The sequence below is a fragment of the Erythrobacter ani genome (genome assembly GCF_019204025.1).
Classification (GTDB): domain Bacteria; phylum Pseudomonadota; class Alphaproteobacteria; order Sphingomonadales; family Sphingomonadaceae; genus Erythrobacter; species Erythrobacter ani.
In genome coordinates this window covers 215,179-231,181 of the sequence record NZ_JAGSPB010000001.1, presented here as the reverse complement: position 1 = coordinate 231,181, position 16,003 = coordinate 215,179, and the positions used below count along the sequence as shown (strand labels likewise).

Annotated in this window: 17 protein-coding genes; 5 read left to right on the top strand and 12 right to left on the bottom strand. The window is 60.1% G+C overall.

Translation table 11 applies throughout. The features are described from left to right. Nucleotides 1-7: 7 nt before the first annotated feature. The 3 genes from KCG45_RS01180 to fmt are packed head-to-tail and all read right to left on the bottom strand — an operon-like array spanning nt 8 to nt 2,792. Nucleotides 8-1,120, bottom strand: coding sequence for a zinc-binding dehydrogenase (locus KCG45_RS01180; RefSeq protein WP_218315323.1), 1,113 nt, complete (start codon nt 1,118-1,120; stop codon nt 8-10). Continuing rightward, a complete protein-coding gene (gene truA / locus KCG45_RS01175) occupies nt 1,120-1,890 on the bottom strand; it encodes a tRNA pseudouridine(38-40) synthase TruA (RefSeq protein ID WP_218315322.1) in 771 nt (256 codons plus the stop codon). Before truA ends, KCG45_RS01180 begins: the two co-directional genes overlap by 1 nt. Next, entirely contained in the window at nt 1,887-2,792 is a 906-nt protein-coding gene (fmt, locus tag KCG45_RS01170; RefSeq protein ID WP_218315321.1) for a methionyl-tRNA formyltransferase, read from the bottom strand. Before fmt ends, truA begins: the two co-directional genes overlap by 4 nt. A gap of 53 nt (nt 2,793-2,845) precedes the next feature. Between fmt and recR the strand changes: the two genes are divergently transcribed. The 3 genes from recR to def all read left to right on the top strand — a co-directional run bounded on the left by recR (nt 2,846) and on the right by def (nt 4,511). Further along, nucleotides 2,846-3,439: a recombination mediator RecR gene (gene recR, locus KCG45_RS01165; protein WP_218315320.1), complete on the top strand. Its 594-nt coding sequence runs from the start codon at nt 2,846-2,848 to the stop codon at nt 3,437-3,439. Next, nucleotides 3,439-3,864: a GNAT family N-acetyltransferase gene (locus tag KCG45_RS01160; RefSeq protein ID WP_218315319.1), complete on the top strand. Its 426-nt coding sequence runs from the start codon at nt 3,439-3,441 to the stop codon at nt 3,862-3,864. Before recR ends, KCG45_RS01160 begins: the two co-directional genes overlap by 1 nt. Before the next feature lie 62 nt (nt 3,865-3,926). Next, complete coding sequence (gene def / locus KCG45_RS01155) at nt 3,927-4,511, top strand: peptide deformylase (RefSeq protein ID WP_218315318.1); 585 nt, start codon at nt 3,927-3,929, stop codon at nt 4,509-4,511. Between the two features lie 166 nt (nt 4,512-4,677). On the opposite strand, the gene KCG45_RS01150 is transcribed toward def, so the two are convergent. Next, nucleotides 4,678-5,082: a four-helix bundle copper-binding protein gene (locus KCG45_RS01150; RefSeq protein WP_218315317.1), complete on the bottom strand. Its 405-nt coding sequence runs from the start codon at nt 5,080-5,082 to the stop codon at nt 4,678-4,680. A gap of 104 nt (nt 5,083-5,186) precedes the next feature. On the opposite strand from KCG45_RS01150, the gene KCG45_RS01145 reads away from it, so the two are divergent. Continuing rightward, a complete protein-coding gene (locus KCG45_RS01145) occupies nt 5,187-6,605 on the top strand; it encodes a DNA recombination protein RmuC (RefSeq protein ID WP_218316342.1) in 1,419 nt (472 codons plus the stop codon). A gap of 87 nt (nt 6,606-6,692) precedes the next feature. Here the strand turns inward: KCG45_RS01145 and KCG45_RS01140 are convergent, their stop codons facing one another. The 8 genes from KCG45_RS01140 to KCG45_RS01105 form a co-directional block, all read right to left on the bottom strand. Continuing rightward, nucleotides 6,693-8,216, bottom strand: a complete 1,524-nt coding sequence (locus tag KCG45_RS01140; protein WP_218315316.1) for a hypothetical protein — start codon at nt 8,214-8,216, stop codon at nt 6,693-6,695. A 407-nt stretch (nt 8,217-8,623) separates the two neighbouring features. Next, entirely contained in the window at nt 8,624-9,418 is a 795-nt protein-coding gene (locus KCG45_RS01135; RefSeq protein WP_218315315.1) for a TrmH family RNA methyltransferase, read from the bottom strand. An 11-nt stretch (nt 9,419-9,429) separates the two neighbouring features. After that, a complete protein-coding gene (locus tag KCG45_RS01130; RefSeq protein WP_218315314.1) occupies nt 9,430-9,708 on the bottom strand; it encodes an HPr family phosphocarrier protein in 279 nt (92 codons plus the stop codon). Nucleotides 9,709-9,718: 10 nt separating this feature from the next. Continuing rightward, nucleotides 9,719-10,144: a PTS sugar transporter subunit IIA gene (locus KCG45_RS01125; protein WP_218315313.1), complete on the bottom strand. Its 426-nt coding sequence runs from the start codon at nt 10,142-10,144 to the stop codon at nt 9,719-9,721. 25 nt (nt 10,145-10,169) lie between these two features. Continuing rightward, the gene (gene rapZ, locus KCG45_RS01120; protein WP_218315312.1) at nt 10,170-11,111 is read right to left on the bottom strand and encodes an RNase adapter RapZ; all 942 of its coding nucleotides are present in this window, start codon (nt 11,109-11,111) and stop codon (nt 10,170-10,172) included. A gap of 70 nt (nt 11,112-11,181) precedes the next feature. Then, nucleotides 11,182-11,601: an HPr kinase/phosphorylase gene (locus KCG45_RS01115; RefSeq protein ID WP_218315311.1), complete on the bottom strand. Its 420-nt coding sequence runs from the start codon at nt 11,599-11,601 to the stop codon at nt 11,182-11,184. Between the two features lie 14 nt (nt 11,602-11,615). Continuing rightward, nucleotides 11,616-13,199 (bottom strand): sensor histidine kinase, encoded by a 1,584-nt coding sequence (locus KCG45_RS01110; protein WP_218315310.1) that lies wholly within the window; start codon nt 13,197-13,199, stop codon nt 11,616-11,618. Then, the gene (locus KCG45_RS01105; protein ID WP_218316341.1) at nt 13,192-13,962 is read right to left on the bottom strand and encodes a response regulator; all 771 of its coding nucleotides are present in this window, start codon (nt 13,960-13,962) and stop codon (nt 13,192-13,194) included. The genes KCG45_RS01110 and KCG45_RS01105 overlap by 8 nt, the downstream gene beginning before the upstream one ends. Nucleotides 13,963-14,292: 330 nt before the next feature. Between KCG45_RS01105 and KCG45_RS01100 the strand changes: the two genes are divergently transcribed. After that, a complete protein-coding gene (locus KCG45_RS01100) occupies nt 14,293-15,909 on the top strand; it encodes a phosphoenolpyruvate carboxykinase (RefSeq protein ID WP_218315309.1) in 1,617 nt (538 codons plus the stop codon). Nucleotides 15,910-16,003 lie beyond the last annotated feature (94 nt).

Here is a 16,003-nt window from a genome sequence, read left to right as displayed (position 1 = left end):
AACAAATCTACGCCCAGGGCGTGACCAGATATTTCTCGCCGGTTTTCATCTGGCGATAATCCGTGATCGCATCCTTGGTCAGCATTTCCTCGAGATTGACCTTCGCCTTGTAATGCGAGGCGAATGTCGTGGTCAGGTTCTGCTGTACGCGGGTGCGCATTTTGACGACGGTCTCCATGCCGGCCTTCTGCAGGAACGGCGTCAGCAGCCAGCCGGAAATGCCCCATTGCAGGCCATAGCTGGGAGTCAGGATGGTCGGGCTGAGATCGAGCCGCCCGTACATGTACATCTTCTTGTCCTGCGTGGAGCCATAACGCGAATATTCGTCCATTTGCGACGCTGCGACCTGTTCCATCGCCTTCAGCACGTTGTCGCTCGCCTGACCGCCGCCGATCGGGTCGAAGCCGAGAAACGCCCCGGTTTCCTTGATCGCGCTGCGAAGCTGTTTCATGTAATCGTCGTCGGACGAATTCACGATGTGGGTTGCGCCGATGCCCTTGAGCAGGTCGCCATGCTCCTGCTTGCGCACCACATTCACGATCTTCATTCCGTCTTCGAGCGCGATCTTGTTGAGCATCTGGCCGAGGTTGGAAGCCGCAGCGAGGTGCACGATGGCGTCGTGCCCTTCCATCTTCGCAGTTTCGACGAAGCCCAATGCTGTCATCGGATTGACGAAGCTGGACGCGCCAACCTCGCTCGAATGATCGCCCAGCGGCAGGCACATCATCGCATCGGCGATGGCATACTGGCTGAACGCATTTCCCGGCACACATGCGACGCGCTGACCCATCAGCGCTTTCGCCATGTCGCCATCGCCGGTCGCGACCACTTCACCGGCCCCTTCATTGCCTGCAGGCAGGCGCTGGCCATGGCGGTTCTTCTGTCCTGAAAGGAATGGCTCGGGCATCTCGGCGATGACTTTGCCGGAAGAGTAATCGGCATTGTCAAAATCCGCAGCGCTGGTGAGGATCGCAAGGTCCGACGGATTGATCGGCGCGGCCTCCATTTTGACCAGGACCTGGTTGCCGGTGGGCTGCGGGAAGCTTTCCTCGCTGATCTCGAGAGTAAGTTTTCCGCCCTTGTCGAGCGTGGTGAAAAGCTGTTTGCCGGTCGTGGTCATTATTCTTCTTCTCCTGAGTCGGGATAGATCGCTTCGACGAAGTAGAGGCCTTGGGGAGGGGCGTTAAGCCCTAATCGCTGACGATCGCGTGCGGCCAGCGCTTCTGCGACCTGCCCGATCTCCCAAGTTCCGGCTCCCACAAATTTCAGACAGCCGACCATTGAGCGCACCTGGTGATGCAGGAAACTGCGCGCTTCGGCATGGATGTGGATTTCCGGGCCGTAGGGGCCCTCCGCTGTCGTGACATCGAGCCGGTCGAGCGTTTTGACCGGATCCTTCGCCTGACATTTGACCGATCGGAAGGTGGTGAAATCGTGTTCACCGATCAGCGATTTTGCAGCTTGTTGCATCGCCTCGATCTCGAGCTTTGGCGCGACTTGCCATGCGCGGTTCTTTGCCAGCGCCAGTGGGGCGCGGCGGTTGACGATGCGGTAAAGGTACTTGCGACCGACGCAGGAAAACCGCGCATGCCAATCCTCGGACACGATTGCGCACGCATTCACCGCAATCGGTTGCGGCCGGAGATGCGCGTTGATCGCTCCCATTAGCCGGAAGGGGGCGATATCACGCTCCAGATCGACATGGCTGCGCATGGCGAGCGCGTGCACCCCGGCGTCGGTACGGCCTGACGAATGAAGCACCGCATCCTCACCGGTGATCGCATGCAGCGCGTCCTCGATGGCCTGCTGCACGCTCGGCCCGTGCTTCTGCCGCTGGAGGCCTTGATACGGCGTGCCGTCGAATTCGTAAGTGAGCGCGAAGCGGGTCAAGAAAGTACTGCCCCTTCGGTTACTGCGCGCCCTCGCAGAAAGTCGCTGCGGTCCATTGCCGGTTTACCCGCGCGCTGGAGCCGAAGCGGTTGCAGCGCGCCGGCCCCGCAAGCGATCGTCAATTCGTCGTCCAGCACAGTGCCCGGATTGCCGGAGCCATCACGCGCTTCGGCCTTGAGCAACTTCACTCGATCTCCCGCGAGATCGAACCACGCACCGGGAAATGGCGCGAGGCCGTGCACATGACGGACCAACTCGCCTGCCGGGCGCGACCAGTCGATTCGCGCCTCCGCCTTGTCGATCTTTGGCGCGTAGGTGGCGTTTGCTTCATCCTGCGGCTGTGCAGCATAGCCACCGAGATCGGCAAGCACTTCGACCATCGCGCTTGCGCCGAGCTCCGCCAGCTCTTCGGTCAATTCGCCGGTCGTCTTGTCCTCGATCGGAGTGCGCGCGATGTGCAGCATGGGGCCTATATCCAGCCCGGCTTCCATCTGCATGATCGTGACGCCCGTCTCTTCGTCGCCTGCCATGACCGCACGGTGGATCGGCGCAGCCCCGCGCCAGCGCGGCAGGATCGAGGCATGGATGTTTAGGCAGCCATGGGCCGGTGCATCCAGCACCGCTTGCGGCAGGATCAGACCGTAAGCCGCCACCACTGCCGCGTCGGCTTTGAGCGCAGCAAAGTCAGCCTGTGCTTCTTCGCCCTTTAGCGATTTTGGCGAGCGCACGGGAATGCCCAGCGCTTCCGCCTTTGCCTGCACGGGGGAGGGGCGCAGCTTCTTGCCTCGCCCGGCCGGACGCGGGGGCTGCGTGTAGACGCATGCGATCTCATGACCGGCTGCATGGATGGCGGACAGCGCAGGCACCGCGAAATCGGGCGTTCCCATGAAAATTATGCGCATGACGCTTCGCCCCGGCCTTTCTCGATCACGCGCCAGCCCCTATCTCTCCCCTCATGGCATCGCAAGAGATCGAAGCGCTTTCGGGCGCATTGGCCCGGCTTCCCGGCCTCGGACCGCGCAGTGCGCGGCGTGCCGTGCTGTGGCTGGTGAAGAACCGCGAACAGGCTCTGCCCGCATTGCTCGAAGCGCTCGATGCCGTGTCGGAAACGCTGGTCGAATGCGCCACTTGCGGCAATGTCGACACGCGCAATCCCTGCGGGATCTGCGCCGATGTGAAGCGCGATGCCAAGGCGATTTGCGTGGTCGAGGATGTCGCTGACGTCTGGGCGCTGGACCGGGCGCGGCTGTTCCAGGGGCGGTATCATGTCCTGGGCGGAAGGCTCTCCGCGCTCGACGGGGTGGGGCCGGAAGATCTGAACATAGCGGGTCTGCTGGAGCGAGTGGCCGACGGCCGCGTTGACGAAGTCGTGCTCGCCATGAACGCCACGCTGGAGGGCCAGACCACCGCGCACTACCTTGCCGAACGGCTGGAGCCGCACAACTTGCGCATCACCCAGCTCGCCCACGGCCTGCCGGTAGGCGGAGAGCTGGATTATCTCGACGAAGGCACGTTGGCGCAGGCGCTGAGGGCACGGCGGCCGGTCTAATGACGCTACAGATCGAGGTGTTGGCTGACGGCGACTTTCGCGACGTTGCCGATCTCTGGTATCAAAGCTGGCTTTCAACCGGGGCGGAACACGGCGAGGGAGTGACTCCAGACGTCCTGGAACGACGCTTGCGCGGCGAGCCCTGGGATATCTGGGTGGCGCGATTGGACGCCAAGGTCGCTGCATTCCTCGCCATCGACCGCAAGGATGCCTGCCTGAGCCAGCTCTTTGTCGCTCCTGAATTTCAGAATCGCACAATCGGGCGCCGAATGTTTGAACTTGCGCAGCGCGAGATGCCCTTTGGTTTCTGGCTGCGAACAGATGAAAGCAACACCGGCGCGCGCCGATTCTATGAGCGCAAAGGGCTCGAGTGTGAATGCATTGAGGCAGGCCGGGCCTACTACCGATTGCGACCTAAACCATAAACGATCACCGTCATCGAAGCCTCGCGCTTGCGAGCACCGCTTGTGCGTACTAAATTATGCAAATGGCTATTCGCGAAATCCTCGAAGTGCCGGATCCCCGGCTCAAAACAGTATCCGTCCCCGTCGAAGCGGACGAGTTCAACGACGATCTCAAGCAGCTCGTCGATGACATGTTCGAAACGATGTACGACGCGCCAGGCATCGGCCTTGCGGCGATCCAGGTCGGCGTCCCCAAGCGGGTGCTGGTGATTGATCTTCAGCCCGACGATCCCGACGCGGAACCCGTCGAATGTGATCACGACCATGGGCATGACGGGCACAAGCACACGCATCAGCCGACCAAGAAAGAGCCGCGCATCTTCATCAACCCGGTGATCGTCGATCCGGCCGAAGAGCTTTCAACCTATCAGGAAGGGTGCCTCTCGGTTCCCGAAATCTACGCCGATGTGGATCGCCCAGCGACCTGCACGGTGCGGTATCAGGACCTCGACGGCAACAGCCATGAGGAAAATCTCGAAGGGTTGCTTGCAACGTGCCTCCAGCATGAAATGGACCACCTCGAAGGGATCCTATTCATCGACCACCTTTCGCGGTTGAAACGGCAGATGGCGCTGAAGAAGCTGAAGAAACTGCGCCAGGCGGCTTAGTTTCGCTTCGCGCTCATATGCAGGGCGCAGCGACCTTGTCGATGCTGTCTGAACGAATCAGCGCCGGAGGCGGTGCAAGGGCGACCGCCCGCCCGCAGCGACGCGAACTTCAGGTCGCATGAGCGAGGAAATCGCACGCCGGATGGCGTGCGCAAACCAAGATCTCTCATCCCTCGGTCTTCATTCGGCCGACCGCTTTTTTCACGTCGCGGATCACCTCTTCGCACATCTGCACGCAGCGCTTGCAATGCCGGTCATCGTGCATCGAGCAGTGCTCAAGGCATTGTTCGCAGGCAACAATCGTCGCAAGGCCCATGGCCCGGATCGCGATGACGTTCTGTCCCGTGCGGCGTGACCCCATCCGGTAGAACGCCGTGCACGCGTCCGACGCATCGAGACAGCGGCGGATGCATTCGGCGCGCTCTTTTGCATCGTCTTCCGCGAGGCAGGCATCGGCGCACGAATTGATGATAGCAGCGCCGTACATGGCGTGCTTCACGGCCTCGCCCAGGTCCGAATTGTAATCGTCCCCCACGTGCGGGTGATCCTGAATCATTTCCTTGATCGACATCGAATTGCTCTCCTTTGTAAGTGGAGCGAACGGGGCTGGGGATTGGTTCCGAAATGCCGGCTTTCACGCTTGGCCTGCGGCTTCGTTCCAGCTATGTTCCGCTGATGGATGCAAATGTTGTGATCGCTGCTGTGGGTGTTCTGGCCTTGCTCATCGGGCTCGGCGTTGGCTGGTTTCTGGGCGGTAGGCCGGCCGGCGAATTGCGCGAGCGCCTGGGCGAGCGTGAAAGCGAGTTCAAGACGGCGATTGCGGAGCTTGGCGAGGCGAAGATCGACCTTTCGGCAGCGAATGAGCGCGCAGCGAGGGCCGATGCTCTGGCCAAGGAGCTGGAGGCCGCGCGCGCCGAGAACGCTTCGTTCAAAGCGGAGCGTGCCGGGTTCGCCGAGCAGAAGCGCCTGCTCGAAGAATCGCGCGGCGCATTGCTCAAGGAGTTTGAAAACACCGGCGCGCAGGTGCTGGGAAAAGCGCAGGAGGCGTTTCTGCGCCGCGCCGACGAGCGGTTCAAACAGTCGGAGGAAGCGGGCGAGCAAAAGATCAAGGCGCTGCTTTCTCCGGTCGGCGAGCGGCTGGCGAAATACGAACAGCAGGTCGAAACGCTCGAAAACCAGCGCAAGGATGCGTTCGGACAGCTCCATGGACTGATCCAGTCGATGCGCGAAGGGCAGGAAGAGGTTCGGCGCGAGGCCCAGCGGCTCGGCAATTCGCTGACCAATGCGCCAAAAGCGCGCGGGCGCTGGGGCGAGCGGGCGTTGCAGAACGTGCTCGAGCAATGCGGGCTGGCCGAACATACCGATTTCCACCTCGAACAGTCGGTCGATACCGATGCTGGCCGCCAGCGTCCCGATGCGATCGTCAATGTGCCGGGCCAGAAACAATTGGTGATCGACGCGAAGGTTTCGCTGAATGCCTATCAGGCCGCGTTCGAGGCGGACGACGATGCCGAACGCATCACTCACCTCGACCTCCACGCCAAATCGATGCGCAACCATGTCCAGACGCTCGGGTCGAAAAGCTATCAGAGCCAGTTCGAAGACGCGCCCGATTACGTCGTAATGTTTGTTCCGGGCGAGCATTTCGTGGCCGCCGCGCTCGAGCACGATCCCGAACTGTGGGATTTCGCTTTCCGTAACAAGGTGCTGCTCGCGACCCCGACCAACCTCGTCGCCATCGCACGGACGGTCGCGCAAGTTTGGCGGCAGGACAAGATGGCGGAAGAAGCGCAGGAGATCGGCAAGATGGGTGCAGAGCTGTACGACCGCCTGCGCGTCGCCGCCGAGCATTTGAAACGCGTCGGCGGGGGGCTGGATAGCGCAGTCAAGAACTACAACAAATTCGTCGGCAGCTTTGAACGCAACGTGCTGTCATCGGGCAAGCGGCTGGCGGACAAGGGCATCGAGATCGGCAAGGCCGAAATCGAGGAAGTCCCGCTGGTCGAAAGCACTCCAAACTACAACGCCGCCGATGCGGGTGAGGTAGATGCGTTGGAAAACGCGAACCGAATAGGGCGCGACGCGGCGGAATAGGGTGCTTGGGTGCGGGTTGGCGGGAGTCGATCCCATTTGGGGACGGAACTTCGAACTTTCGATTTCGCCAGAAGCAGACACTGAGGACTATTCGGAGCACCGCTTGATGAGGTTGGCTCGACTATCTTCTGTCAGGAATATCAGTCCATCCCAGTCCGCTACTGGTGCAATTTCACTGGTCAAGATTCGAGCATTTGAGGCTTGCCAGATCAGGTCATTCGATCCTTCGCCAATATGCCAAACACTATTTCGATTAATACCCAGGACCCCTCCTGAGCCGGGCGCTGACATGAAAGTCATTCTGCGGAATGCCTGATTCAGGCCTTCAGTCTCGTATGAACCTTCGACACGACTGGTTCGATCTGCGAGCTTTACCAAGGCCAAATTTGGGAAAGACCCCGTAAGTTCATATCCTCCGCTTCCGCCTGTGACAAAGGTCCGTTTTGCTTCCGGCACATCATGCGCTTTGACAAAGCTTCCCAGGCTATCTGAGACTAGTTGGATGGCTTCCCCATCGAAGGCATAGAGTTCGTTCTGAGGCCCTTTAATAAGCGCAACCTCTAGGCCTGAAGCATCACCCAGATAGCGATCCAGCTCACCGGAGTGCTGCGGGAAGTCCTGCAGCACTCCTTCGCGCAGCACCTTCGCGGGATCGCAAAAGAGTGTGAGGCGCAGTGTCGGACTGAAATCCGCGCACTGCGACGACCATTGCGTTGAGGATATGTCGGTTTCTGGTCCGATACCGAATAACCATTCGGCTAGCCGCCCAAACCAACTACGGCCGGTGAAGCGATGGACCTGGTCAACATTCAGACTTTTCTCCAAATTCAGCTTAATTGCGTAGTCGTTGCCGTAGCCTTCCGCAAACAGCCACCCGTAGCGATCAATGTTCAGACTTTCCCACCAACCATGCTCCATCGTATGCGGCAAGGATAGCGCATGAGTCTCCTCACTCTTACTGGATTTCAGAGAGAGACCATGTCCATCATCTTGAACAGCAAAATTAAATTCTGGGAAGCTCTTCTTCGGGATGAATGGTCTATCCTCACCCCAAAATTCAACGCGACCTTCTTTGAGCGCAAAGTAGGTTTGACGGGTCGAGCTTCTTGGTTCTTGGGGCCACCCAACAAGAAAAACCTTGCCCAAACCAGACTGCGCGTTCTCAACTGAAAGCGCCCACCTCTCCTCGGTCCAGGGACCTTCGACAAGCTCCATCTGACCATCAGGAGCTAAAGACCAGATGCGATCTTCGCGAGTTCGCCCCACAAACTCTTCGTAGCCACCAGCGAGATGCTTGCTTTCGCGAAGGTATATGAAATGGCCGTCCGTCCCTAGAACTAGATGGTCGGGGACGTTGATCGGACCAACGAGTCGATAGTCCGGCTGAATGTGCCAAAACACCTCTCGAAGGTAATGTTTACTGGCGTCGGGCGGATCTTTGACATTATCGCTTAGTAAAGGTGTCGTTGCTTCAAAAGCAAACTTCAGTTTCGAGGGACCCTGTGATCGTGAATACGGCTTCGAGGCTGCGACTCTCTCAATGGTGATTGGTCTTGCGCTGTAACACGGTGCATTTTTGGACGCTGCTGGCTGTGGTCCAACCAGCATCATGGTGGCTAGTGTGCAGGAGGCAATCCAACGAAGCATACGGCGTCGATAGCAAGAAATTCTGAAGGGTTGATTGCCAAGTCTGAGATTAGGTCAAAGGCTGGAACCCAGGCTAATGCGAGAACAGTGTCCGCTTTCAAGGCATTCAGCGCCAAAACCAGACCTTCCACCTACCACCCCATCACAGACATCCAAATCGGCGACTGCTTTCCTACTCCGACGAAAAGCGTCACCTTGCGAGCGGCTCTTTCATATTGTCGGCTCCCCACCGGTGCGGCTCTCATCGACCGCTTCGCGTGCGTCCCTGTTGGACAAGTGTCACCCGTATCCTACATTTGTAACAGTCTGAAAACAGGCGATAACCATCTGTAGGAGATGCATGACACTTTGCGTAATGTGTCACCCTTTCCCTACAGGCTGTCCAGCACCTCATAGGCCAGCACCGCACCCGCAACCGCGGCATTCAGCGAATCGGCGCGTCCGCGCATCGGCATTGTCACCCGCAGATCGCATTCGGCTTCGTATGCTTCGGGCAGTCCTTGGGATTCGTTGCCGACCAGAACGAAGCACGGTGATGCATAAGGGGCACCGCGATAGGGAACGGCATCGCGCAGGCTTGCCGCGACAAGCTGTCCTGCCCCGCCGCGCAGCCATGGGACGAAATCCTCCCACCGCGCCTGTGCCACGCCTTGTGTAAAGACCGCGCCCATGCTCGCCCGCACAGCCTCTGCGCTGAACGGATCGGCGCAATCGTCGATCAGGATCAGACCGCCTGCGCCCACGGCGTCTCCGGTGCGCAGCATCGTACCGAGATTGCCGGGATCGCGCAGCGCCTGCGCAACCAGCCAGATCGGCGCGGCGTCGCGGTCCAATCGGTCAAGCGCCGTCTCCCATTCATCGAAAACGCCGACGACGCTCTGCGCGTTCGATTTGCCGGTGATCTTCGTGAGGATATCGGCCGAGGTTTCGATGATTTCGCCGCCTGCACCCGACACCTCGGTTTCAAGGCGTGAAAGCAGCGGGTGCGCGTCGCGGTTTTCCGCCATGACGAGCTGGCGCGGCAGTCGCCCGCTTTCGCGAGCATCTTCAAGCAGGCGCAAACCTTCGACAAGGAATTGCCCGGCGCGTTTGCGGTGCTTCTTGTCTCGCAGGGACCGCAGATATTTGACGGTCGGATTGGAAAACCCGGTGATCTGTTTGCGCATATCCGGCTGCGCTATTCTTCGCCGAACCCGTTTTCAATCAGCCCGACCAGCTCCCCGAGCACGTTCTCGGCATCGTTCCCGCCGACGATGACATCGACACTGTCGCCTTTGGCCGCGCCGAGCATCATCAATCCCAGGATCGAACCGCCCGCTGCTTCGTGCCCGTCCTTCGCAACGCGCACATCTACACCATCCGGCAGCGCCGCGACCGCGCCGACGAACTTCGCGCTGGCGCGAGCGTGGAGCCCCCGCTTGTTGACGATGGTGACATTGCGGCGAAGTTCGCTCATCCGGGCGACCTCACGCCTTCGCAGCGGTCTGCCCGGCATCCTCGCCGAGAAGTTCGCTGGCCACGGTAATGTAATTGCGGCCCGCCTGCTGGGCGGCTTCGACCGCCTCGACCACGTGCATCTTGCCGCGCGCCCCGGCGAGGCGGATGAGCATCGGCAGATTGATCCCGGCAATGACCTCCACACGCCCGATTTCGAGCAGGGATATCGCAAGATTGGACGGAGTGCCGCCAAAGAGGTCGGTGAGGATGATCACACCGCTACCGGTATCGACGGTTTCGATTGCCGCGGCGATATCGGCGCGGCGTTGCTCCATGTCGTCGCTGGGGCCGATACAGACGGTCTCAATGCCGGACTGTTTGCCGACAACGTGCTCCATCGCTTCGACAAACTGGTCCGCGAGGCGGCCATGGGTGACCAGGATCAAGCCAATCATGCGGGAAGTCACGTCCGTAAGTTACCTAACCCGGCACACGCTCGATTTCATCGGCGGCACGCGAGCCCAAATTTCGATGCCGGACAGTGGGCGAAAATCCTGCCTCACGCAAGCCTTGCGCCATGCGTTCGGCGGTGAAAACCGAACGGTGTCTCCCCCCGGTACATCCGAAAGCGACGTGCACATATGCCTTTCCCTGAGCCTGGTATCGCGGAAGGAGGGTCAGCAAGAGGTCGCGTATCTGCTCGAAGGCGGCGTGGAAGGCGGGGTCTTTCTCGATATGGTCGCCGACCGGCGCGTCGCGCCCCGTTAGTTCACGCAGCCCATCGACCCAGTGCGGATTGTCCAGAAACCGCATATCGAAAACCAAGTCGGCCAGCGGAGGCATGCCCCGGGCGAAACCGAAGCTCGAGATGGTGAGCGTGGCATCGCTGGCCTCGGTAATGTCGAACAGATCACGCACGTGACCTTGCAGCTCATTCGTGGCGAGCGAGGTCGTGTCGATGACCGTGTCCGCTCTGTGGCGTAGCTGTTCGAGCAGATCGCGTTCGGCTGCGATCCCTTCGAGCAGCGGTCTTCCGCGGGTCATGGGATGGCGGCGGCGCGTTTCGTTGTACCGGCGTTCAAGCTCGATATCGGCGCAATCGATGAACATGAAGCTGACCGAAAGATCGGGCCGGTCGGCGAGTTTGCCCAACAGCTCGATAATGTCCGCCGGCACGAACCCCCGGGTGCGCGAATCGAAACCTATAGCGAGCGGGCCGCGTTGCTCGTCGATCGGCTCATCACCCGGCGCGACCAGTCGTTCAAGCATACGGACCGGGAAATTGTCGATCGTTTCCCAGCCGAGGTCTTCGAGCACATCGAGTGTCGTCGATTTCCCTGCACCAGAAAGTCCGGTCACGAGGAGAATGCGTTGCGGGCCGGGTTCGGCAGCAGGGTTGTTGGCAGGATGCGCAGTATCCATGGCTTCGTTTTCGCGAGATTGCGCCGGAATGGAAAGCGCGTTTTTTGCAAGGGTTGTGGATTGGCAGACGCTAGATGCCACTCAGACCGTGCCTTGCCAGCGCCAGCTCGGCGCGCTGGGCCGGAGCGATCTCGCCCGGGAGGAAGGGCAGCACAGGCACCGAAACGCCAAGCAGATCACGAATTGCAACCCGTTCGGGCAGCCGGTCGCCTTTTTCGCCCAAGGTGAGGATCAGTGCGACCGGCACGGCTTGCGCGGTCGGCAATTCCACCAGACCTACGCCGCGCACTTCGAGAAGCCCCGCAATATTTGGAGGCGGCGTAGCGATAACCTCTTCGCCGTGCCGCTCCAGTGTCACACCGTCATCACCGATCAGCTGCGCGCCTCGGTCTATGAGTGCGAGAGCAAGACTGGATTTACCGGTGCCTGGGACCCCTTCCAGCAACAGGGCTCGGCTGCCAATCGCGACACCAGTGCCCCGGAATGTCATCGACCGGGCGCCTGTCATGCAGCAGGAAGCTTGAAACGCAAGCACGCACCGCTTTTCCCATCCGGGCGAGCTTCCGCCGCCAGTGATCCATCGTGGGCTTCTGCGATGGCTCGAGCGATCGCCAGTCCCAAGCCTGAATGATTGCCGAAGTCTTCTTCTTCGGGGCGGACCGAATGGAAGCGGTGAAACACCTTTTCCCGCGAATTTTCAGGTATTCCCGGGCCAGAATCGCAAACGACGACAGTCACGCAGCTGCCATCATTATCGATCGTGACCTCGATTGGGGCTTCGGGCGGGGAGAAGGATACGGCATTGTCGAGCAGGTTCTCGACCACGCGTTCCAGCCGTGCGCCCACGCCAAGCACATGCGCCGCGAAACCACGAGTGTTGAGTTCGATGCGATGGTCGAGATTCTCTGCCCGGTGCTCTCGGCTGCCGATGATTTCCCGCACCAGGCTGACCATGTCGATCCGTTCCAAAGTGGCGCGCGACATTTCCGCATCGATCCGGCTGGCGTCCGATATTTCCGAAACGAGGCGGTCGATGCGGCGTACATCATGCGTAGCAATCTGTTCCAGTTCCCGGCGGGTCTCGGCGTCTTTCACGCGGGGCAGGGATTCGATCGCGCTCCGCAGGCTGGCGAGCGGGTTTTTGATTTCATGGGCAACGTCGGCGGCAAAACTGTCAACCGCGTCAATCCGCTGCCGCAGGGCGCCGGTCATATCGGAAACCGCACGGGCGAGCAGTCCGATCTCGTCGCTGCGCTCTGGCAGTCGCGGCACCTCGACGTCCCGCTCGCGCCCCTGACGCACCTTGATTGCGGCGCGGGCAAGCTCTCGCAGCGGAGTGACAATCGTGCGCGCAAGATAAAGCGACAGCATTGCAGAGGCGAACAACACCAGGAGAACCGCAGTAACAAGCGTAGTCCGGGCGGCGCGAACGGTCGCGGTGATGTCCACGGCGTTACGTACAGTCAGCAATGTGGCGCCGTTTAGGCCAACCGGAGCAGCGGCGGTGATGACTGGCGTACCATCTTCCCAATCGTAAAGGGTGATCTGGCTAAGGCGTTCTTCGCGCGCGCGGACGAGCTCGGGCCATGCATCTGCGGTTTGCGCTTCGGGTTCGACATAATCGGTTACGGCCTCAGCACTGACGATTGTATCGACCGTACGATCGAGCCAGCGCGCGAATTGCTGATCCCACGTATCGTCGCTGATGTCATCGAATTCGAACGAAGGTTCATCGAGTGCGAAGCTGTCCGCCCAAAGCAGCCCCTCGGCATCGAACATGCGCAGCCGCATTCCCTGCTCCTTGCCGATCTGAACGAGCAGGGCCTCTTGTCTCTCACGAGTGGCACCGGCGAGCGCCTCGGCGGTAATCTGCGCCTCGATCCGGGCCAGCTTGAACCGTTCGTTGATGAGCTGAGTGCGGTAGCTATCGATGTAGAACAGACCCCCGCCCAGCAATGCGAGCGGCAGGATGTTCACCACCAGAATACGCGCAGTGAGCGAGAACCGTCCGCCCCCGCTCAATGTTTCGCTGCCGCTGCCGACCTGCGGCGTCTCCAGACTGGCGCTTTGGTAAGCGTCTTCAGCCATCGTTGAAGCTGTAGCCTGCGCCGTATAGCGTATCGATCGCGCTGAATTGCGGATCGGCGCTGCGGAATTTGCGCCGCATCCGCTTGATGTGGCTGTCGACAGTGCGATCATCTACGAAAATGTCGTCGGGATAGGCCGCGTCCATCAACTGATTGCGGCTCTTGATGACGCCCGGACGCGCGGCGAGCGCTTCGAGGATCAGGAATTCGGTGACGGTCAGGCTGACCGGACGTCCATCCCATGTCACGTGATGCCGGGCAGGATCCATCTGCAACCGTCCGCGCTCCAGGCTCTGGTGCGCAGCTTCTCCTGTACCGGTATCTTCTCCGCCAAGCTCCCGCACGGGGTCGGCGCGGCGCAGGATGGCGCGGATGCGCGCGATCAGAAGACGCTGGCTGAAGGGTTTGGCGATATAGTCGTCGGCGCCGAGTTCAAGGCCGGCTTCCTCATCTTCCTCATCATCCTTCGACGTAAGGAAGATCACGGGAAGGGGGACATGCTCGCGCACCAGCTTGAGCAGTTCCAGACCATCCAGTTTCGGCATCTTGATATCGAACACGCCGAGCGCGGGCGGGTTTTCGATCAGCGCCTTGAGCGCGGTTTCGCCGTCGGAATACAGCCTTGTCACGAAACCTTCCGCCTGCAACGCGATAGAAACGGTTGTCAGGATGTTACGATCATCATCCACGAGAGCGATTACCGGTGCGTCTTCCGAGGCGACCGGGGACGCCTGCGAACCCTCATCGCCGGTGGCGCCTTCCATCGTATCGGTCATACTTACTCTCCTGCGGCTTGCGGGGGTACAGCCGCGTTTCCAGACGATTAGCGCGTATGAGAACGAGAGACAACGGAGCCCAGTTTATGCGGCCAGTTGAGTGCACGTTACCTCTTTGGGTTAATGGCCGTGTGCGCGTTTGACGTGCGCAGAGTGGGGATATATGCGAGATAAAAAATGGGATTAGACGGATTCTGCGGGCATATTTTTGCCCTTTCTGCAGGCTATTGCGCTTCACCGTGCATACCGGTGCATGAATCGCTGGGAACTGCCTGCTTCCGTATGAAATGAAGCCAGTCCTTTGATGGAGATTTGACGTTGACGCCTCTTGCCCAATCGCTGACCAGTCAGGGGATCGAAACCCGAGCGGAAATCCACCCCAATCTTGGCACGCCCGCGCTGGTCGAGGCGTCGCTCGCCGCCGAAGAGGGCGCGTTGTCAAAGCATGGTGCCCTCGTGGTTCAGACCGGCGCAAAGACCGGCCGCAGCGCGAAAGACAAGTTCATCGTTCGTGATGAAACCACCGAAGACACGGTGTGGTGGGGCAAGGTCAATGCGGCGATGACACCCGAACACTTCGCCAATCTCAAAGCGGACTTCATGACAGCTTTAGGGGGCAAGGAAACACTATATGTGGCTGACCTTTTCGGCGGTTCGCAGCCGGAGCACCGCGTGAATGTGCGCGTCATCAATGAACTCGCTTGGCACAACCTGTTCATCCGCACTTTGCTGGTTCGTCCGACCACGGAAGAGCTGGCCGACTTTGCGCCTGAATACACAATCATCGACCTTCCCAGTTTCAAGGCTGACCCGGCGCGCCACGGCACGAACAGCGAAACCGTGATTGCGGTCAACCTCACTGAAAAACTGATCCTGATTGGCGGCACCAAATATGCCGGCGAGATGAAGAAGAGCGTCTTCGGCATCCTCAACTACCTGCTGCCGGTTAAGGGTGTCATGCCGATGCATTGCTCGGCCAATATTAGCGAAGATGGCAAGACCGCAGTGTTTTTCGGTCTGTCGGGAACGGGCAAGACCACGCTTTCGGCAGACGCATCGCGCACGCTGATCGGCGATGACGAGCACGGCTGGTCGGACACCGCGGTCTTCAATTTCGAAGGTGGTTGCTACGCCAAGATGATCCGCCTGTCGGAAGAGGCCGAGCCAGAGATCTACGCGACCACGCGCCGATTTGGCACCGTGCTTGAAAACGTCGTGATGGACCCGCAGACGCGTGAACTCGATTTCGACGACAACTCGCTCGCTGAAAACACGCGCGGCGCGTACCCGATCGACTATATCCCCAATACCAGCGAGGATAATCTCGGCCCGGTTCCAAGCAATGTCGTGATGCTGACCGCCGATGCATTTGGCGTGCTGCCTCCGATTGCGCGGTTGACGCCCGATCAGGCGATGTATCACTTCCTTTCTGGATACACTGCAAAGGTTGCAGGGACTGAAATCGGCGTGACCGAGCCGGAAGCCACTTTCAGCACATGTTTCGGCGCGCCGTTCATGCCGCGTCATCCGAGCGTTTACGGCAACCTGCTGAAAGAACGCATCGCCAAGGGGCAGGTCCAGTGTTGGCTGCTCAACACCGGCTGGACCGGCGGCAAGTACGGCACCGGCAACCGCATGCCGATCAAGGCAACGCGTGCGCTTCTGAACGCGGCTCTCGACGGCGATCTCGACAATGTCGAATATCGCAAGGATGGCAATTTCGGTTTCGAAGTGCCGGTCCATGTCCCAGTCCTAGCGGAGCAGGGGATCGATCAGACGATCCTCGACCCGCGCAGCACCTGGGACGACAAATCCGAATATGACCGGACCGCGCACAAGCTGGTGCAGCTTTTCATCGACAATTTTGCCGAGTTCGCGCCGCATGTGGACGAAGGCGTGCGCCAGGCCGCACCTGCTGCGCCCATTGCCGCCTGATTGCGCTTTACAAGCTGGAGAGGAAAAGCCCCGTCCGGTGCATCTGCGCCGGGCGGGGCTTTTTTCGGCACGAAAGCTGTGCTGATACGTCTGA